This window comes from Microbulbifer maximicatervae (SeqCode), assembly GCF_052467065.1.
The window spans coordinates 3,146,705-3,168,121 of sequence record NZ_CP174299.1 but is presented as its reverse complement, the minus strand read 5'-3'; the positions used below and the strand labels follow the sequence as shown (position 1 = coordinate 3,168,121).

The window sequence follows — 21,417 nt, the reverse complement described above, 5'->3', positions numbered from 1 at the left end:
GAAGGAGCTTCTGAACAGCTCTCTAATATCACTGCAGACTTTAAAGGTTACAGATATTAGGCGCAGCTCACCTCAAATAGCTGTAGCCCTTTGCAAAAGCTGCAACACAGCAGGCGTAGGTAGCCTTCAAGGCCTTTTACCGCATTGACCGCGCCCTCAAAACATCAAACATTGACTTAACCTTTATTACCTTTAGGTTCATTCTCCACCTTAAATTCCTCCCCCATGAAAACAACACCAGCCAATTTGTTTAACTCAACACTAAATCTATGCTTGGCTGTAACGATGGCGACCAACAAAACATGTCGGTCTCCATAGATCGACCTCGCTCGCTTTGGGGTCTGAACAACCAGAACACAATCTTTGGTTAAACCAACGCGCAGCCAACTTTCTGCATGTCCCGGCAGGGTGATTGGAGACGTTACAAAACGGACGCCCTCCAAATCTATATAAAGAAGAGTAAGGTCCGATTTTACGTTTAGCTCTCTCAAATTCATTCCTATTTCCTCATTGAAATCTTATCCTTTATCAAGAAACATTACCCTATTGGGCTCATCACCAATTAAGATCAGGCAAGAAGTTTTCCCCTCGCCCTGGAAAATCTACCGCTTTAATGTACCTTTTACCCACAATACATAACCAGACTCACTACCAGTGAACCAATAAAACGTGGCACTAAACATGTATACCACGGCAAAAAAACTCTAATCGTGTTTGAATTACGTTTGAATCAAAAAAAATAATAGAGTCAAATTGCCAGATAAAAATACCGGAACTTACAGTCTCAATGTAGCACCTGGAAGTATTAGCGACCTACAAAACACCCACGCACATCACAGAAAGATGAACCCTCAAGCACACAGCTATCCATACTAGAATTGTGACAGTCTAGCCAGCTGAATTCAGAAAGAATCTGTCTGCATAATCCAGCAGTAAATATCACGATCATTTAAACGATCACTCACATTATTGAAATTTAACATCTTGCTCAAACCGCTCATCCAGTCAACCCAGCACTTAGATACATCCTTGAAATTTAATACAAAATGCAAGGAGCTAGCAGTTATCTTGTGCAATCCAGAAAATAGGTTTTCCATGCAGCAAGATACAACAACCTGGAATTTAGATACCTTCAACAACAAACAACTAACCTATAACTTTGCCCGTAGCATTGAAGGATTTTTCTCCATCTACTCCCCAGCCTTAAAACATATCTATGGGGATTTCACAATAGAGCTACTGCATGGCCAGAAATCACGTTTGGTGGCAACACCCTCGATATATGGCCTTGACCGCTATATCAATATTCCCGAAAACACTCTGCGCCCCTCAGGACTTTATATTTTTACAGGAGATTTTTTCGACCTCCACCAATATCAATTTAAGGCTGCTTTTTTAGCTAAAGATTTAACATTCCCGAAAAACCCCATGATCGGACCTCCCAGCGCAGGCTTCGATCTATTTAGGAAATTCAGCAATAACAACGAATTATTCCCTGTATTCACCAAAAATGACCTCCACGAATTTAGCTCTATGACGCCCTGCCTACACATTCACCTTATTGACCTAAGAAAAATAGACTTGTCTAACCCAGAACGAAAAACCCTTAAATTGATGTTTGAGGAAAAATATACACGCCTAAAAAGCATTGGTTGTTAAGGTGAATGTAGAAGTACCCCTCTGGGATAAAATCTTCACATACCCACCCCGTATTCTGTCGAAAATCTTCGGAGAATTCTCGCTGGTTGACCAGGCGTAATGTAACTGTTGAGAGCAGGCATTAAATGCCCGCTCGCGATATGCATCCAATATAGGGGGGGAAAGATCTTATTAAGCTTATTGCTCCCCCCAAATAAGGTCGCCCGATTTTTCTATCGGCGGTTCAGATACCGCCTGGATTACAAAGCATTCTCTAAGGAGCCTCTGAATAACTCCCTAATTACCAACGCTTCCTGCTTTATCGCTGTACCACTCTGCACCTGTATATATGCCCGACCTAAGCAGAACGGGCACATGCGTCCATCAATAACGTGCAGTAAAGTTGACGAACCAACCCTTATAGTCGTAATCAAAGTTCGTCAGGTCATCACTAAACTCTGTGAAGTTGTAACCTGCACCGATACGAATGTTTTTTCCAATATCTCGATCGACACCGACCAGGAATCCCTGCCGAGTGCCACCATTATCTACATTGAGCCAACGATACTCAGCCAGCGCGTGCCAATTCTGGTAAAACTCAAAACGGACCTGTCCTGCAGCAAAAGTGGTGGACGAATCGAGCCAGTCACCGGTATTACGCCCAAAGCGAACTTCGCCCTCGCGCCGCGCCAGTTTGGCAGCCAGCTCCCAATGGTGGTCTAAGCGGTATACACCTTCAAATGCCAGCACTTGAGTCTTTTGGTCGTAGTCCACCTCACCCAACTGCCCCGGCGAGGCCAAGTCATAAAGATAGGTGTAACGCCCGAACAACCCCCAACGACTGTTGCTCCAAGGCCGGTAGGCAAAACCAGCATTACCCTCAATGAACTTTGCTCCCTCAGACGAGTTCAGCTCGTCTTCGGTGTCAGCGTAGTTAAAGCGCGCAGCAATCCTCCAACTCTCATTGAGTTTATGGGATAGGCGATGGGTACTGACCCATTGTGTGCGCCGCTCAGCCCCACTATCGCGCCGCCATTCCAACTTGCTCTGCCAGTCAGTTTCGGGCGAAGTACGCCCGCCGGTCAGGCTAACCGCATTCCGGGATACCTCCTCGCCGATGCTGTTGGTCAGCTCGCCATCACTCAGGATTAAACCCAGGTTCCAACCAATTGCTGGGTAAAAGTCCATACCGAAGGTATGCGCCAGCCCTGACTCATCACGACTTCTGATGTGCTGACTTTCGTTGAACAAATTTACTTGGTTCGACAATCTCCAGCGCTGGCCGAAGGTCCAGCCGTTCTGGCGATTAGGGTTGAAGAGCGAGTCGTATTCGGTACTGTCGGTCGAGTAGGTGTAGCCGCCGTAGAAGCTGTGCTGTGAAGTAAGCCGGTATTCGCCGTTGAGCGTCGCCGCGTCACCGCGATCGCCAGTGGTTATCTCAGTTCCCAGGGTCGACAGGTTAGCGAAGTTGTAGCGCGCCGCCAGCGAATAAGCATCGTTGTCGGCATAGTCACCACCATCGTTACCCAGGGTCATCTGGGTAGTGCCGGACACGTCCAGCGATGTACCGAATCGATGAGAATAACGCAGCGCACCCAAGAGGCCGGTGGCATCGCCTTCTCTTCGCTGCTCCTCAATACCGCGCACTTCAGCGCTCAGGGCACTGTTATCACCAATACGCAACTCGGTATTGAGGTGCGCTTGAGCCAGTGTTTCACCATCGCGCTCAGCCTCGCTATAACGGGCGTTGATACCGAGACCCGGGTTGAAATGGCCCAACAGCTCCGCGCCCTGCTCCTCGATATCGAGACCAGTATCATGCCTCGAGATCGAGTAGCCACCGTCGACCTGCCGCCACCAAGTGGCGGCGCTCCACTCCTGCTCGGTCCAACCCAGCTCGCGGAAATTCACCCGTGATTCGACAGAACTGGCCTCGCCCTCGCGCAAGCCGTCCGGGTTAAGTCGAGAGAAACTCAAGCCGCCGTTGTCGGAGAAGAACACTGGCGCAATAGTGGACTCGGTCCAACTGTGTTCGAATTTCAGATAAGTGCCTTTGCCAAACTGCTGGGTAAGGTCGGCCCCCATCAGCGTGTAATCCTCACCGGCGCGGTTCTCGTCGATATAGGTAAGCCCTATTCCCACATGGTCACCAAACCAGTGCTTGGCACGCACACCCCCAGTGACCTCATCGGCATCGAAGCCCGATGGCACCCACTCGTAGTCCACCAATAGCCTCTGCTCGAATCCATCCAGTGGCGTGTCGCGGGTAATGAAGGGAATGTTCTCGCGGGTAATCTGCGACAGTGCCCGAGTCAGCAGGATACGGCCTTGCAGTTCATCAATCTCGTAGTCAGCACCGCGCTGCAGCTCGATGCGCCGCTCCACCAGCCCGGTTCCCGGGTCGCGTACCTCCAATACCACATGATCAGAACCGGGCAGCACGTCGGTATGGCGCAGGTAATACAAGCTGCCGCCGGTACCGATGAATTCGCTGTGGCCGGGCGCGGTCTGCGCCTCGGAGCCGAATACTCGCAACTCGGTATCCGCATCCCCCCAAGGGTTGGCCGAACTTGAGCGCCAGTTCAGCCCTGCGCCATACAGCGAGCGCCCGTATTGCGCATATTCAGTGCCAGTGATTCCGGTGTAGTAATTGCCCCACAGCGCTTCGTTCTTGTCCCATTCGGCGCGCAGGTAAAACCGCCCCATGGTGTCGATGTCCCGGGAAGTGGTCGAGTCGTCTCCGTAGGTCGGGTAGTAAAGGTCCGGGTCCAGGCGCCGGAAGACATCCTGTGGGTCGGCCTGGGTAAATCCGTCGAATAGATCTTCCAGGGGCCGATCCTGGGTGTCTGCCTGGGCGGTGATCAGGTATTTACCCTTCGTTTTGGCTTTTAGGTAGAACGCCAACCGGCCATCACTGAGAAGGTCATCATCGCGGCCATCCAGCACCAAGTCGCGGCCGGGGCCACTGGCCCTGTTCTCTCGCACAGTTACATCGGCGATGCCCACACCGAAGAAGTAGCGCCCGCTCACTTCTATCGGCAGCTCGCGTTCGACAACGGAGCCCCCAGGACCTTCAAGCCTGACATCAAAGCGGTACTGGCCCACCGGCATCAGGTACTCGGCAACGAACTTCCGCTCCAGGTCGACCGGGTAGCTGTCGCCGTTGATCCACAGGGTGTGAGCAGCCGGAATATTGCGGCCCTGTATGCGCACTCGCGATCCGTAAATCGGGATATTCTGGTAGCGCAGGTTACTCTCGTCGAACACATCGTCGATCAGGCGCTGGGTCTCAGCTTCCTCCTCGCTCAGCGCACTGCCGAAGGAGCGTTCAGTCGAACTTCGCAGGAGTTGTTGGCTGCGCTCAGCTTCGTCGGGGCGTACCAGTTGCAAGCGCTGGGGATAGGTCTCGTCAACATGCCCCTCGACATCAAACGCACGCAGTACATAGACCAATTCATCACCGACTCGAAACGGAATTTCCCGGGGCAACGCGCTATCCCACTGAGCCTCCACCACTGGAGCTACATCAACCGCAACTTTTGCCAGCGGGCTGATCAAGTCGACGTCGGTGCTGCGGAACACTGCCAACTCCATACGTGAGACAAAGCTGCTGTAATTACTGCGCACGAAAAAACGCACCGGCCGGGTGATGGCGCCATTTTCGAATGGCACCATGGTGGGGGCCGACACCGACAAGTCGCGCCGGCCCAGTGTGGGATCTTCGGTAGCCCAGATTACGCCGTTATCAGGCAATGACACAGAGAACCGCCCCTGCGCTACAGCTCGTCCCGGCTTTTCCAATCCGATTGCGACCCTGCGATCAGGTTGCAGCTCCTCGGATGAGGACTGCTTGCTTGTGCCTACCGTAAGAGGCTCATCGTAACTGCGAGTACGCAGCTGGAATAGCAATCCATCACCGGTACGACAACCGTCGGCAGCGCACACCAGTTCCGGCGACACACCACTACTAACAGCGGTAATAGACGATCCATCAGCCGGTGACGGAGACAAACGCAGGCGCTGACCGGAGTAGATTTTGTAGGGGGGATCGATGCTATTCCAGCGAGCGAGTTCCTTTAAACTCACACCAGCACGGGCAGCGATAGCATATAAATAGTCGCCGCTCGCAACGGTATAAAAGTCATCGTTCATAAAACCCTTGGCATGCGGCGCTGCAGGGGCATGTTCGATGGTGGCGCCTTTTGGAGTGACATCCTTCAAGGCTGTCGCTTGCTTCGCCAGCCTCTTCTGAGGTGACACCGATGCACTCGGCGGCGGCGACAAACGCAACTGTTGTCCGGGATAGATTGTGTAAGGGGAATCAATGAGATTCCAGCTAGCGAGTTCAATTAAGCCCACACCGGCCCGGGCAGCAATACTAGATAAATAGTCGCCACTGGCGACGGTATAGGATTCGCCATTCATCAAACCGCTGGCATGGGGCACTGTAGAGATAGGCACCATAGTAGCGCCCGTATGCAATGGCTCGGAGTTTCCCGTCATGGTTACTGGTGTTTGCTGTGCAAGTACCTGTGCTGTACAACTGGCCAGATTACTGATCACGACGGCATAGAGTAATTTCATCTGCATGATCGGCCCCTTATTTATCTTCAGAAGTGACAGGCAAAGTGACAGACGCTGTCGGGTCATCACTGGACTCGACCCGTATCCGGGAACGCACTTCCGGGCTCAACCTCATAGCCAGGGCGTTGTACACAGACCTGGCCCTTCGCAAACCCAGGGCAATGTTGTATTGGTAACTGGCGCGCACATCGGTATGGCCCACCACTGCCACAACGCCACTACCCATTTCCTCCAGGTGGGCAGCCACGTTATCCAACAGCGCCTCAAACTCCGGTCGGATCTCGGAGCGGTCGGTGTCGAACAGCACCGTGCCCAGCAGTAGCTCACCCGCGCTGATACCACCGACCAACTCATGAACCTCGGTGCGCACGGTGACCCTCAACATCTGTGCGTGCTCTACTTCAACCTGCTTGAGCAGCAGGTCGCGCACTGCGATCGCACGTTGAAAAGCAAGTGCCTGACTTCGTCCATCGGCAGTGATGACAACCTCGCCGCCACCGTAGGCATCCACCTCCTCAGCCATGCGGGCAATCGCCGGCCGGTACTCGGCGCGCACCTCCGCACTGCCCGGCGCAAAGATGACTTCCCCCAGCGCCAGCTCAACCTCCTCGGTACGGCCGGGTAACAGGGTTACCGGCAAATGAACACCGAAGTCGAAGCGCACTGGCACGCCCGGAGTAATCTTCCGTACCAGTGGATTTTCGGTGGTGAAAACTGTGTCTGGAGGCAGCGTGGATGGATCGACCTTGAGGATAAAATTGCGATAGCCGCGTTCGCCGCCTTGCACATCAACCAAGTGGTAACGGCCGTACTGATCCGTTTCAATCAGCACACCCTCCACGGATGCGAGGCGGACACCCGGCAGGCCACGCTCGTCTATGCCGGCGTTACTGATCACATAGTCAACGACCAGCCCCTCCTCACTCTGGAATAGGCGACGCTCCACTGTCGGTTCGGCGGCGTTAAGCCCCTGGGCTGCCTCACCGGATTTCTCAACCCAAGTGTTGCCGGCAGCGTCCATTCGAACGGTCACGCCCTGGTCGCTGGTAAGCACGAAGTCATCGGTAAATGCGGGCTCGACCAGACTATTTCGAATTACTATCTGGTGCCGCTCAACAGGATCACCCTCGGACTGGCGGGCAGTGATACGGCCCAGATTGATGCCCTGCAGCAAAGGCGCAGTAGCACCCGCCACCGGGGGGGCATAGGCACTGGATGCGAATCCACCCTGCACACGCACTCCCGTCAGCGCAGCACTGTCCATCCAGCCATCGGCGTCGCGGTCGTCAAACACCGAGCCGAAAATCAAACTGTCATCGAGCAGTGGGCCCGTTTCGACCGTCACCTGCGCGGTGGCCACATTCGAGATTGAATCACCGGTGTCGCTTTGCACCACCGCCGAGTTAATTTGTGTACCGAGCCGAGCACCAGCGCCGACGCGCAGCACATAGGCAATGGTGGCCTGCTCACCCACATCGATGTCGAGGCCACCTATCCTGAGCGGGTAGCGACCGGGCGACAGCTCGAAGGCATCATCACCGTCATCCACGGTGATCGAGCCTTCGACATAGTTGAATCCCGGCGGCGGCGTATCGACCAGAGCTGCATCCGTCACGGGCACCACGCCGACGTTCTCGACGGTCAGCACGTAACGCACCAGGTCGCCGATCCGCGCAGATCCCACGCCCGCAGTCTTGACCAACCGCAATTCCAAGTGGTTGTCCACCGGGTGGCCGGTGTTACAAACGGTGCAACCGGGATCATCTCCGCCCCCGCCCGACGCGACCACGTTGTTGCTGATCGTATCGCCTGCATCGGGGTCCACGAGAGTCTGGTAGCTAAAGAGGTAGACACCTGGCGCAGTGCCCACTGCCAAGGTGCACTCGAGACCACCAGACGCGACAAGACAGTTTCCGCCTTGGGGGGAGATGATGGAGTCCGTCAATAAACTCTGGCCATCGCTCAGGGTATCGGACAGGGTCAGCACTTCGGTGGTCGGACCATTGCTCACCGTCACGTTAAGCGTATAGGTGACTGTGTCACCTACCGTGACTTCAATACCATCTTCCGGATCTGAGGTTTTGCTTATTTGCACTCTCGGAAGTACCGGGTGCGATGTGCTACAGGTCTCGCAAACTCCGGTGTTGGGGACAACACTGTTATCAACTTCAGTGGTTGCGTTGTCGTTTAATGTGGCGGTGTAATCGAAAGTGTGCGAGCCGATGGCCGCACCCGCAGCCAGGGTGCAGGTGATTTCCTGCTCCGATGCTGAACAGCCACTTGGTAGAGGGCCGAGGTCAAGGCCCTCGTCCAGGGTGTCGGTCAGCACCACATCCCCATCGGTGACAGCATTGGCAACATCTACCGTCAGGGTATAGGACACAGTGTCACCCACCAGCACCGCCGTGCCACTGGCAGGGCTCGCGCTTTTGCTGACTGAGATCGTCGGATCGACCGGGTGGTTGGTGATGCAGGTCCCGCAGTCTCCATTGTCAGTGACGACGCTATTGTCAACTTCGGTGGTCGCATCCTCGTTCACGGTAGCGGAGTAAGCGAAGGTGTATGAGCCAATGGCCGCGCCTGCAGTCAGGGTGCAGGTGATCTCCTGCCCCGACGCCGAACAGTCACTTGGCAGACTGGTAATATCAACGTCAAGGCCTTCACCCAGGGTGTCGGTCAGCACCACATCCCCGTCGGTGACAGCATTGGCGACATCCACCGCCAGGGAATAGGCCAGAGTGTCACCCACCGAGACCACCATGCCGCTGGCAGGGCTCGAACTCTTACTGACCCGGATCGTGGGATCAACCGGGTGGTTAGTGATGCAAGTCCCACAGTCTCCAGTGTCTGTGACGACACTGTTATCTACTTCGGTGGTCGCATCCTCGCTCACGGTGGTGGAGTAATCGAAAGTGTGCGAGCCGATGCCCGCGCCCGCAGCCAGCGTGCAGGTAATCTCCTGCCCCGACGCCGAACAGTCACTTGGCAGGCTGGTAATATCAACATCAAGGCCTTCGCCCAGGGTGTCGGTCAGCACCACATCTCCGTCGGTGACAGCATTGCCGACATCCACTGTCAGGGTATAGGACACAATGTCACCCACCGAGACCGCCGTGCCGCTGGCAGGGCTCGCACTTTTGTTGACTGAGATCGTCGGGTCGACCGGGTGGTTAGTGATACAAGTCCCGCAGTCTCCAGTGTCAGTGATGACACTGTTATCTACTTCGGTGGTCGCCTCCTCGTTCACGGTAGCGGAGTAAGCGAAGGTGTATGAGCCAATGGCCGCACCCGCAACCAGGGTGCAAGTGATTTGCTGCCCTGAGGCCGAACAGCCATTTGGCAAAGGACCTGGGTCAAGGCCGTCATCCAGAGTGTCGGTCAGCACCACATCGCCGTCGGTGGCAGCATTGGCGACATCCACCGTCAGGGTATAGGACACAGTGTCACCCACCGAGACCGCCGTACCACTGACAGGAATCGCGCTCTTGCTAACTGAGATCGTCGGGTCGACCGGGTGATTGGTGCTGCAGGTCCCACAGTCTCCAGTGTCAGTAACGACACTGTTATCTACTTCGGTGGTCGCATCCTCGTTTACTGTGGCGGAGTAAGCGAAGGTATGCGAGCCAATAGCCGAGCCTGCAGTCAGGGTACAGGTGATTTCCTGCCCCGATGCCGAACAACCAGTTGGTAAAGGGCCAAGGTCAAGGCCCTCGTCCAGGGTGTCGGTCAGCACCACATCCCCGCCGGTGACAGCATTGGCGACATCCACCATCAGGGTATAGGACACAGTGTCACCCACCGACACCCCTGTGCCGCTGGCAGGACTCGCGCTTTTGTTGACTGAGATCGTCGGATCGACCGGGTGATTGGTGCTGCAGGTCCCACAGTCTCCAGTGTCTGTGACGACACTGTTATCTACTTCGGTGGTCGCATCCTCGTTTACGGTGGCGGAGTAAGCGAAAGTATGCGAGCCAATGGCCGAGCCTGCAGTCAGGGTACAGGTGATTTCCTGGCCCGATGCCGAACAACCAGTTGGTAAAGGGCCAAGGTCAAGGCCCTGGTCCAGGGTGTCGGTCAGCACCACATCGCCGTCGGTGACAGCATTAGCGACATCTACCGTCAGGGTATAGGCCAGAGTGTCGCCCACCGAAACCCCCGTGCCGCTGGCAGGGCTCGCACTCTTGTTGACTGAGATCGTCGGGGAGACCGGGAAAACTACGCTTGCGTTAACACAATTGGCGCCGTCATTGGTATCAGCACCCCCGACATATTCAGTGCCTCTGATATCGGAGATCAGCGTACTTACCCCAGTTTGCGTATTAAACCGATAGAAACCTCCGCCATTGTAGACACCAAACACGCCGTTTGTTGCGCCAATCAGGGCACCAAACCCATCCGTAAGGTTCGCCCCGAATGTCCCGTTTCCAACCTGATTCGTCGCCCCTGTTCCAGGATTGATTTTGAACAACCGATCCCTATCACCAAATAAACTTCGATTGCCGACAGCGTACAAAGAGCCTTGGTGCCATGCCAGATCCGCCGCCAAAAACGCGAAAGTCATTTTAACCTCACGTGCAGTGCGATCAGATATATCTATTCGATAGAGACTATTATTCACGCCATCAGCCCTGACGTAGTAGCGACCATCTGGATCGATTACACCTGAGACGTAGCCCACTGTATTAGTATTAGGGATTGGAAGCCCCTGAATGGGTGCTAGCCCCTGGACACTGCCATCCCGACCAATTCTTAACAGGACATTAGTCCTGCTCCTAATGGCATACAGATAATTGTCCGAAGGATTAAATGCGAGGCCGTTATAGACCACATTGTCAGCTCTTCCCAACGATACATCATCGATCGGTTTCGAACTCGTATCGAAACTTATTAACTCCATTGGGGGAATGTCCTGCTGCTCAGCTTGTGCATGGTAAAGGCTCGAATCACACCCAGGAAATGGCTGCACTTGTGCCTGCGTGCCCGCCGACCAACCCATCAAGCCATAGGCAATGGCCAAGACAACACGGAGCACCTGCAAAACCCCTTTATCCAAAGATGCCACCGCCTTGCCGCAGCAAGACCTAACCACGCATCCTCCCCCCCACAGAAAAGCCAACTGCCCGCTATACACACTCATCAAACGTCTCCCCAATCGTTTGCTGTTCAAACCGCGTATTCAGTGCTTTTGCATTAAATAGCGGTGCCGTAGCACATTTTTATGCTGAGCAATCATGTGATTGAGCGAGGTACTCTCCGTGGAAAAAACATGGGTATAGGAATTCTTGCTATTCACACACAAATTAATACCGCAAATAACCATCTGTTTTAGGCGGACGGATTGACGGTCTAATTTGATATGAACTGCAGTACCGAAATGATCAAAAAATGACTTAAACAAAAGAGATTGTTATTACCCCGGCAACTGGATATTGCGCTAATACCTACATAAATAAAGGTGGAAATTTCCATTTCGGCTGTGTAAGAAGAGAGTTCTATCTTAAAAGATCGCAGATACCCGTTGGTGCGCTTAAGCTATCAATCAATAAGCAAGTCGAACGATGCTGAAAAGGCCGTACTCTATCGTTTGAATAATGACAATCTGGAATGCCGGATGGCAGTAATCATCTATTCAGCGATGAGTGCATAACTTAATACAAGACCTGTTGGAAAATAAGGTACTGGATCAGCTGAAAACCCCTTGATCCGCAAAGTAGCAATTGAACTGGTTAAACAAGACAGGCTTAAAAATGCTAATTCATACAACTCGTGAATACCTGCAAAAACTCATCAAATACCAGCAAAACCTGCCAACAAATAGAGTTGGAAAATAGATATTTTGATTGGATTCAGTCAGCGGCCTATTAATTCTGCAAAACGTTATATGACTTTGGTACTAAATACCTGATTACATAGGCCAAAGTTTTCAAAGCTTTGTGGCGTGACATAAAAGAGAAATCGAACCAATTTATTTATTAGATTTATCTCCGAAGTTGAACTCAGATGAATACCTAAATTGTGACCTAAAAGCAAGAGTCTACAGAAAGAATTCCTCCCGCTAAAATAACTAAGCCACATAACAACATCCAGTATGCGGATAACGAAAAAGCAGTCTGGGCAGGTCAAAACATACAAAGCATGCTATATCCTTCCTGCCAGCGTTACCCTACATTTGTCGGGTTGTCCGCCCCGCCCTCCAGAATTAATATCCGCCCAGTCACCAAAAGAAAAAACAATCTGTGGGAAATATGTCGAGGTCGGAACTTTCATACCAGAAACCCGTACCGCTATTTTAACTAACTACGACATCAACCCCAGGTAAATAACTATTTCTAAGTCTGATACTGGGTCAAAGATTGTACATGGAGAGTTTCCCGAAACACTAACGGAGTCAGCTTAGCAACAAAAGTCACGGATTCCACTGTAAATAGTGGGGGGGGCAGATAGAAATCCAGTCAAGACTTTTGCAAGCGCCAATAACGGGATTACGAATGGCAGCTTACCTATAACAGGCAACCCAACACCGGGGTTACTATTAAAATGAAAATTTTTCTGAAGATGCTTGGGGAATTAAGTGTTTTTCGCGATGGCGTAGCTGTGGATTTACCAGCCTCAAAAAGGACACGCGCTCTTCTTGCCTATCTTGCGAAGACCGCTAAACCACATCGTCGCGAACGCTTATGTGAAGTATTCTGGGAATCCCCAGATGATCCACGCGGGGCGTTGCGCTGGTCATTGAGTAAGCTCCGCCCCTTGGTGAATGATACATCCTTTGAACGACTAGTAGCAGATCGGGAACGCGCCGGCATTGCGGCTCCTGATATCGAAATCGATATCAACATCCTGAAAGAAAAGATCGTAGCCAAGAATTTAACACCTGTGGAGTTGGCCTCGCTTACAGACAGCTTACAGCAACCCTTTCTGGATGGTATCGACTTGCCAGACCAGGAGTTATTCCAACAGTGGTTAACAGCAGAAAGACAAGAAATAATTCGTTTGCAAGGCAAAGTGCTAGCCCGTCTGTCATCACATCCAGATATTAACCTCCATGAACGACTCAATAAGGCCCGTGAATGGGAAGCCTTGGAACCACTCAACCCTAATGCTGCGACTCAACTTCTAACTCTACTGGATCGCCTTGGACACACTTTTGAAGTCTCAGCTTTAACTCATGATTTGGCAAGACGGTTTCACAATGCGGGAATTACCTGGTCCCCAAATACACGGTCCGAGATCGAACTTACAAGAAAAGTGGTCGAAGAAAACAATCCAACTACCGCCGATGTCGACAAAGATTCTAAAGCAAGTGACCTTATTGCTCGGCAAAAGATCCATTTTTGCACTTCAGATGATGGTGTACGCATCGCTTATTCTTCAGTGGGGGAAGGGCCACCCATTATCAAGGCTGCTAATTGGCTCAGCCATCTTGAACATGACTGGGATGCCCCAATTTGGAGTCCCCTATTTCGCGATCTTGCTTCTGACCATCATTTTGTCCGCTATGACAAACGTGGAAATGGTCTTTCCGACTGGAATGTGGACAATATGTCCTTTGAAAAATTTGTGAGTGATCTTGAGACTGTTGTATCGGCTGTCAAAATCGACAAATTTGCCCTACTCGGAATATCTCAAGGTGCAGCTGCTTCCATAGAGTACGCTGTCAGACACCCGGAACGAGTATCACATTTGATCCTGTTTGGAGGCTATGCCGCAGGCTGGCGAATAGATTCGACAGACGATATTCGCAGAGAGCACGAGGCATTGATGACTTTGACCGAGGTAGGCTGGGGAAAAGAAAACCCTGCATGTCGACAGATATTTTCATCTATCTTCATGCCTAGCGCCACGCCTGAAGAACTTTCTTGGTTCAATGAATTCCAGCGTTTAACGACATCCGCAGAAAACGCAGTTCGGTTTTTATCTATATCCGCTAATATTGACGTGCGTGAGCGACTCAAGCAAGTGAAAGTACCAACCTTAGTAATTCACTCACTGGGAGACCAGCGCATTCCAGTCGAAACCGCTCGCGATATTGCGGCTACAATTCCCAATGCCGAATTCATAGGGCTTGATAGCAGCGGACATCTGCTGCTGGGGCGGGAGGATGCATCAAAGGTTTTTGTAGAGAGTGTACGAAATTTTATTGCTCGCAACCCACAACAACCCTCAGAAAAAGAAGAGATATAAACCCCCTAAAGAGGTTGTATAATACTACCTAGCATCAAGTAATAATTCCTACCCTATCATGCTGCAAGTAAATCATCTTGCAGCATGATATACAGTTCGTTTGATAACATCCTCCCCCGGATTACCTTTAGCCTATCAATCCATTACAAATTAAAAGTTATCCTTAACGACATCTTATTGCCGCATTCAATAAAGCACGTAACTGAGCTGGTGGGGCAGTCGGAGACAGGGTAATCCAATTGTCCGGCAAATCAGTATCAGAGTCACAGGTGCAGGCTGCCAAGATTTCCTGAGCCAGCGCACTTACCTCATCTGAAGATAGAGACGAATTTTTGAGAATGGCATATTCACACAGCAATATGGAGAGGGGGGCGTTGGATTGACAAACATCCTCTACCGAAGTAAATGTCAATACTGGACAACGCCACTTTTGAAAACAATGAGAAAGCATATCCTTAAGGTCATCATCTTGAAAAACCAACGCAACTACAGGTAGGTCCTCTTTTGGCTCAGTTTCCTTTTCATCCTTCAGCGAAACATGTTCAAGTCTAGGTACGCAAATCGTAAAATTACTCCCACTTCCAGGGATGGATTTAATTTCCACAGGGTGATTCAACAATTCAGAAATAAGTTTGACAATGGATAGGCCGATACCAGAACCACTAGAATCCGATGAGTTTCTTCCTGACCGTTGATAAATCTCAAAAATTCGCTTCAGATCTTCATTGTCAATGCCACATCCGGTATCCGTAACATGAATAACAACATTTTTGCCTTGCCGCCGGCAGCCAATAACCACCTTACCTTCATCCGTATATTTGATCGCATTGGTAATCAAATTACGCAGCATCCTTTCTAGCAGTATTGGATCGCTTAGGACCTGCAGGGAGCATGGCTGAAACTTCAATCGAATGGATTTCTCTTCCGCTAAAATCCGCATCTCATCCTGAAGTTGGGAGAACAGATTTGTCAGTTGTATTGACTTAAGTTCAGGTATTATACCCCCGTATTCTAGTTTGCATAAATCAATGATGGAATGAAAAGATTCACTCAACTGGTGGTGTGTATTTTTCAGCTGTTCAAACATCATTTTTCCATCCACACCATGAACATGTGGGTTCAGGTGCTCCAGAAAAATACCCATTGAATAGAGTGGCTGGCTCAAGTCGTGACTGCTCTGCGCAATGAAACGAGACTTTTCATGATTGAGCTTTTCCATTTTCAGCTTTTCCATATATAGAGCTTTTATACGCAGTATTAGTGCAATCGCCTGTATAAGCATATGAAAAATCTGAACATAGAGAACTTGAATCATTTCATAATGATCATTGATTTCCTCGATAGAATTGGAAGGCCGATCAACGACTAATGTTATTTCCAAAATAAACATTATCAGCAAAGGCCATCCACAAATATAAATCGTGTAATAATGACCATCATTGCGAACCTTGGAAATACCAGAGCTTAGAATAAGCAGCCAAACAAATATTGAATTGAAGATATATAGAACTGTACTTTCTTTAAATGAAATCATGGTACTAGCTACTGCAACAGACACTGTTGTCAGGACCGCCACCACAAACGCACAATTCCATATTCCAGAGCTACGCTTGATTTGCAAGAAGCTTGCAGAAAATGCCAATAGAGATAACAGTGACAAAGAAACCAACAACCAAAATAGTGTTGCTTTTTCATAAGTTGATTGCCACAAAATAGCGGGCATACAGCTAAATTCAATGTAATAGATCAGCATCAAGAGAGAAGAGAGAGCCCCCCAAAAGAAGGTCATTTCTGCCATTAGTAGCCAGCAAAGAAAGCCAAGCAGGATGAATCCAAGAATAATGCCGATCATTATTTTAAATACATAATCCATCTGCAGGTTCCAGAGCTTGTATTGATGCTCCCCCATCAACGCCAAGTATGGATAGCCAGCAGTAAATTTAGCGTTCAACTCAATAACCAATAAATAGGATTCACCCTTTTGTAGTTCGATATTTACTGCCCGACCGACAGTGCTAATGTCAGTAGAGTCAAGAAAGTCAGTGTCTCTTAGAGTATGAACAACCTGGCCATCTCTTCCCCTGATCAATACCCTAAATTGCTGGAAATCGAAATTTCTGATGTGTAATACCCAGTCACTATTTTCTGAATAATTGACAATGTTAGCGTACAGCCAGAATCGGTCGTGTTGCTCAAAGTCGGGGGTCTGACCAAGTGCTTGCCCCAGGGGAGCAAGATCCGGAGCATTTTCCAATAACAGACCTTCTGAAGCGACGATGAAATCAGAGGAATGATTGAGGGAACCCAATCTGTAGCGATTATCAGGTTTAGTTAACTTGATAGGTGAGAAGAATTTAGCTGAGTATTCTGCGGAATATTGCCTCTTTACTTGGGAAGAGCTAAGCCCCATCACCAATACTACCAAGAATATGGTCAGGAATAAATTAAGTTTATTTGTAGGTGGACACATTACCTTGCGAGTCACGCTACCTCCGAAAGTAACTGCTAAATAATTCGATGCGAAACTAAGTTGACAAGAGGTGGGCTACCATCCTAAGAGAAGAGGATGGAAAAGTAGATATGTAGAATATTTGGGACCACTTGACTAATCGGAACTGTCCGTGTTCCACGCTTATAAAGTCCGTATTCTCCGACGAATGCAGTCGAATGAGATGATTGGTATTTTTATTAGCTCCTCTCCTCCAAGATGAATATACATGGAGGAGAAAGTCATTAGCTTCTAAGCCTTTTGCAATCGTTTGATAAACTCTGAATTTAAAATGTACCATGTGGCTAATCGGTACTTTAACCAACAATTCTGAACATTTACTTTTTAATCTAACAAAAACAGCAAATAACAACTTGCCCTCAACCATGGTCAGCAACGCCCTTATACATCCCGAACCTGTTACAGTAGCATCTTCCCTATTGCACTTACCATAGACTCTGCAATAGGATCTTGATGCAATTCTCAAATTAGCACATAAGTCATCACTGCTTGCCTAATCTGAGTAAATTAGCAAGTAGGCCATATCGCAGTTTTTATATCTCTTTAAATAGCTTGCTACCTGTTAGGGACTTAACTCCTTCAAGTTAGTGTATCTATTCGTTGCGGCATACCTTCTGTTACTTTCCGTATCTTATACACTTACTGGTGTCTAAAAAGCGTAAGCCAGTGTACTTTTTCTAGACGATTCCGCCCAATTCAGCATTGCTTTGTAAATCTAACCCAATCATCGAATGTTACTTTTCTAGCAGTTCTACTATTACTCTCTAAAGTTGTCCGACTTTTCTTAAGCTGTAAACTTGATATCGTTCACTCTCACTCAGTGGGTAGTAGCTCATAAGAACCATTCGCACTTATTAACTAAACCAAGAGTGTTTTTAATCACGAAAACCTACTCCAAGCCAAAAATACTGACTGCTCTATACCCCCAAAACAGAACATCTGGAAATTCTAGTATCCTCGAGATGCCCCAAGAGTTTATTCTATAACTAAAAATCATTCTATCCTATGAAAACAGTAGGCAGGCAAAAGTAGAAAGAGCTAAGTAAATGACTTTTAAAGTACTTATAGTCGAAGATCACGAACTCTACCGAGATGCATTGTGCTTTATATTGCACGAGGCCTTTCCCAATATCCAGGTTATCAAGGTGGATGACTTCCCTACGGCCATAACCGCCTTAGCAAGTCACAACGATATCAGCCTGATCCTGTTGGACATTCATATTCCTGGAACCAGTGGGCTCAAAGGCCTTAAAGAAATAAAAAACCGATACCCGGCTCTGCCTCTGGTTGTCATTTCCACTATTGATCAACAAGCTAGTATTCAACAGATGCTACTAATGGGTGCCGATGGTTTTATTTCAAAAGCAAGCTCTAAAACTACAATAATTAAGGCGTTGAATAGTTTTATGGAAGGTGAAGTAGTCATTATAGAGGGACCAAGTAATTCCAGCTCTCCAACACTTTCTCCTCGACAGATTACCACGCTAGAGCTTCTTTCTCTCGGCCTGTCAAACAAAGAAATAGCGACTCAGCTCAACATCTCCCCCTCCACCGTCAGAGAATATGTTTCAGATTTACTAACACTGTTTAGCTGTAACAATCGAACACAGACAGTCCTGAAAGCTCGCCAATTAGGCTTTATTCTAGATTGATCTAACTCTAAATGAAGAGAATATTCCTTCTTCACTAAAGGATTCTGCACGGGGTCGTTCTGTGTCGTGAAGCAGAGTTCTGGAAAAATGTAAAGACCTAATGCAAGCCCAAAGGTAGTGCCACCATCTGGGCCGAGCCCCCCTGCACTATCCGGATTTTCGACAATACTCGTTAGGGGAATCTGGAGGGAAAACCATCAATCTTGGTACCAATCCTGTAGGGATCTACCAAGACAGGCGCACGGTGATACTCGAGCAAGTAGGGGGAGAGACCTCATCCAATTAGGCTCCAGTAGGGCATCACACCAGTGCTTTCAGCAATACGACTATGACAGTCATAAAACAGAAAAACATCAGTGAAACCCTACCGGGAACAAAAGATAGCAAATCGTCGCTAACCTTTCATATGCTCCAGTAAATAAGTTAGAACTTCATCTCGGTCATCGACCAACTTTTCAATCAGATCAAGATGATCCCGGTTATTCGCTAATTTGAAATAACAGGGGTTACCCATTTTTAGCATCTTCTCTTGATATTCCTTGGTCTGACGGAAGAATTCTGGAGTGTCAAATTCAGGCACTATTAAGTGTAAAGGACATGCTGTTGCGTCGACACTAGACTCTAACAATTGGGGGCTAACTTTTTCAGCAGATTCCATCGACATATGGATGGCGTCATTCACAAAGCTGTCTACCAGTGGCCGGATATCAAAAAGCCCTGCAAGAGAAAACGCGCCCTTAAATTTACTTTGGGCTGATGCTGACACACCAAATTGGTTCCAGTCCGTTTGGTGCAACAAAGCTACCAGCTGCCCCCCTGCAGAATGCCCCACTAAATGCACAGATGGAGCCCCATTTTCCTCGGCATCATTCAGCACGCTCGCCACTGCCCACTGTACCTGCGAGACAATAGACTCCATTGGAGTATCATTTTCCCAATCCGGGGCCATACGGTAACCCGGCATATAGACCGCAAATCCCTCTTTATTAAAAGGCTCGGCCAGAAAAGAAAACTGCTCTTTTGAAAACCACTGCCACCAGCCACCGTGAATATAAATTACGACCGGTGCATCCTCAGCAACTTCGTCTGACCTGAAAACATCCATCGAGCCAGCTAAATCACCTTCCCCAAAATTGACAGTTTGCAAACCGCTCTTAATCGCGTTGCGATATGCCGAGCTACGACTGCCAGTAAACTCTGCATGAGAAGGCAGCAGCAGATCGGTTGGAAGGCGGCGGGTCCACAACGTAGGGTTATATTGCTCGTCAGTTTTCTCACGGGTAAAGCTATTCCAAAATTCACTCACGGCTAGCACCCTTACTTTTCGCTAGGATTTATAGCTTCGAACTGGTCATCACGCAGTAGCATAGTACCGTCCTCCTGTAGGACCCAGAGCTCACGAGTGATGACACCTTCTGCGTTGTTCATTTTCCAATTACTTGAGAGTACGGTTGAGACTTCATCCACTACTTCAATTTTTGCGCCAATATAGGTCACATCTGCAAAACCTTGATCTACCAGATTTTGCCAGAAAGCTTGTATATTCTTTCGACCTTCGAACAGGCCAAAGGGTTTGGCAGTCATCTGAGCCAGCTCTTCATACATGGATGCACACCCAGCTGCATTGCCACTATTGAAGTAAGACTTCCACTGTTCACTGGCAGCTTTTGTTTTCTCAATCAGAATGTCGCTCATATCAAAATCCTCTTCTGTAATAGGTAACGACCTTGTGCCTATAGATTGCCCCATGGCCATGGTTGTGATAAACATCCATTAATTGATATTAGTGTTTAGGGAAATTAAACAATGAAGCCAAGCCTGGAGGATATGCAGGTATTCCTAGCCGTTGTAGAGGCGCGCAGCTTCACACTGGCAGCCGACCGCCTGGAGCGCACCAAATCGGCAGTAAGCCAAGCAGTTACCCGACTGGAGTCTGATATCGGCACCCGCTTGCTTTACCGCAGTACCCGCTCCCTATCTCTCACCGAGGCCGGCTCAGAGTTTTACGCCCATTGCCGGGAGATCAAAGATATTTATAACTCAGCAATAGCGGGCCTTAGGAATAGCGGTGACAAATTGGCGGGCTCCCTATCTGTAACCGCGCCTCACGCACTGTGTGAGCCAGTAATTATTCCTGCAATCATTAAGCTGGCCGAGCAGCACCCGCAACTGAGAATCAGGCTGTTAGCCAATGACTCACCCATGGATTTGATTGAATCGCAGGTAGACCTGGCCATTCGCGTAGGCAATCTTGCACTTCAATCGGCAAAAGTTTCAAAGTTGGGATTGTTAGGAGAAAGTCTCTACGCCAGCCCGCAGCTTATTGAAAAGCTATGCGGCATTCCCTCAGACCTTACTGAACTACAAAATTGGCCGCATATCGCTAATGATTGGCAGGGCATGCCATTAAAGTATGAATTGAATAGTGGGATTCAGGTAAAAGCCACGCCTAAGGTTCGCTGTAACTCCCTACACGATATAGTACAGTTAACCGAAGCCGGAATTGGGATTGCCAGGTTGCCCGATATTATCGCACGAAAAAAAGTGGATACCGGCACACTTTGTCCAATAACATCTGTTGCCGCTGCACCCATTCATTATATGCATCTGTTTTCCAAAAGGCCGCCAACAAAAGTACAGACTTTTATTAAGGCTATTAAATCCGAATTACAAACCTGTAGTAAAAATTAATGGTAGAAGCCGGCTTAGTCTATTTAAAACCATCAAGTTAACCTTATAGCCATCCGAATAGACTTCCATCTCAAACTTTAGCAATGACGAACTTGTCATTTTACAAGGAGCTACAGATAGCCTACTAATTCAATAGGTACAAGGAGGGGCTTATCCATT

Annotated in this window: 10 protein-coding genes; 4 read left to right on the top strand and 6 right to left on the bottom strand. The window is 49.2% G+C overall.

The genetic code is table 11. The features are described 5' to 3' along the window. Positions 1-176 precede the first annotated feature (176 nt). Entirely contained in the window at positions 177-497 is a 321-nt protein-coding gene (locus ACJJI1_RS13995) for a hypothetical protein (protein ID WP_444942427.1), read from the bottom strand. Positions 498-1,095: 598 nt separating this feature from the next. Here ACJJI1_RS13995 and ACJJI1_RS13990 point away from each other — a divergent pair. Next, positions 1,096-1,659 (top strand): hypothetical protein, encoded by a 564-nt coding sequence (locus ACJJI1_RS13990; protein ID WP_444957031.1) that lies wholly within the window; start codon positions 1,096-1,098, stop codon positions 1,657-1,659. Positions 1,660-2,022: 363 nt separating this feature from the next. On the opposite strand, the gene ACJJI1_RS13985 is transcribed toward ACJJI1_RS13990, so the two are convergent. Next, entirely contained in the window at positions 2,023-6,228 is a 4,206-nt protein-coding gene (locus ACJJI1_RS13985) for a LysM peptidoglycan-binding domain-containing protein (protein ID WP_444957030.1), read from the bottom strand. A gap of 10 nt (positions 6,229-6,238) precedes the next feature. Beyond that, positions 6,239-11,275: a DUF6923 family protein gene (locus ACJJI1_RS13980; protein WP_444957029.1), complete on the bottom strand. Its 5,037-nt coding sequence runs from the start codon at positions 11,273-11,275 to the stop codon at positions 6,239-6,241. Between the two features lie 1,484 nt (positions 11,276-12,759). On the opposite strand from ACJJI1_RS13980, the gene ACJJI1_RS13975 reads away from it, so the two are divergent. Beyond that, positions 12,760-14,406 (top strand): bifunctional AfsR/SARP family transcriptional regulator/alpha/beta hydrolase, encoded by a 1,647-nt coding sequence (locus ACJJI1_RS13975; protein WP_444957028.1) that lies wholly within the window; start codon positions 12,760-12,762, stop codon positions 14,404-14,406. 163 nt (positions 14,407-14,569) lie between these two features. On the opposite strand, the gene ACJJI1_RS13970 is transcribed toward ACJJI1_RS13975, so the two are convergent. Then, positions 14,570-16,891 carry a sensor histidine kinase gene (locus ACJJI1_RS13970; RefSeq protein ID WP_444957027.1) on the bottom strand — a complete coding sequence of 774 codons (2,322 nt, stop codon included), beginning with the start codon at positions 16,889-16,891 and terminating at the stop codon, positions 14,570-14,572. Between the two features lie 1,070 nt (positions 16,892-17,961). Between ACJJI1_RS13970 and ACJJI1_RS13965 the strand changes: the two genes are divergently transcribed. Further along, positions 17,962-18,567 carry a response regulator gene (locus ACJJI1_RS13965; protein WP_444957026.1) on the top strand — a complete coding sequence of 202 codons (606 nt, stop codon included), beginning with the start codon at positions 17,962-17,964 and terminating at the stop codon, positions 18,565-18,567. A gap of 394 nt (positions 18,568-18,961) precedes the next feature. Here ACJJI1_RS13965 and ACJJI1_RS13960 read toward each other — a convergent pair whose 3' ends face one another. Continuing rightward, positions 18,962-19,873 (bottom strand): alpha/beta hydrolase, encoded by a 912-nt coding sequence (locus ACJJI1_RS13960; RefSeq protein ID WP_444957025.1) that lies wholly within the window; start codon positions 19,871-19,873, stop codon positions 18,962-18,964. Between the two features lie 11 nt (positions 19,874-19,884). Beyond that, positions 19,885-20,262 carry a Cif family virulence factor gene (locus ACJJI1_RS13955; protein ID WP_444927046.1) on the bottom strand — a complete coding sequence of 126 codons (378 nt, stop codon included), beginning with the start codon at positions 20,260-20,262 and terminating at the stop codon, positions 19,885-19,887. A 111-nt stretch (positions 20,263-20,373) separates the two neighbouring features. On the opposite strand from ACJJI1_RS13955, the gene ACJJI1_RS13950 reads away from it, so the two are divergent. Next, complete coding sequence (locus ACJJI1_RS13950; RefSeq protein ID WP_444912386.1) at positions 20,374-21,258, top strand: LysR family transcriptional regulator; 885 nt, start codon at positions 20,374-20,376, stop codon at positions 21,256-21,258. Positions 21,259-21,417: the final 159 nt, after the last annotated feature.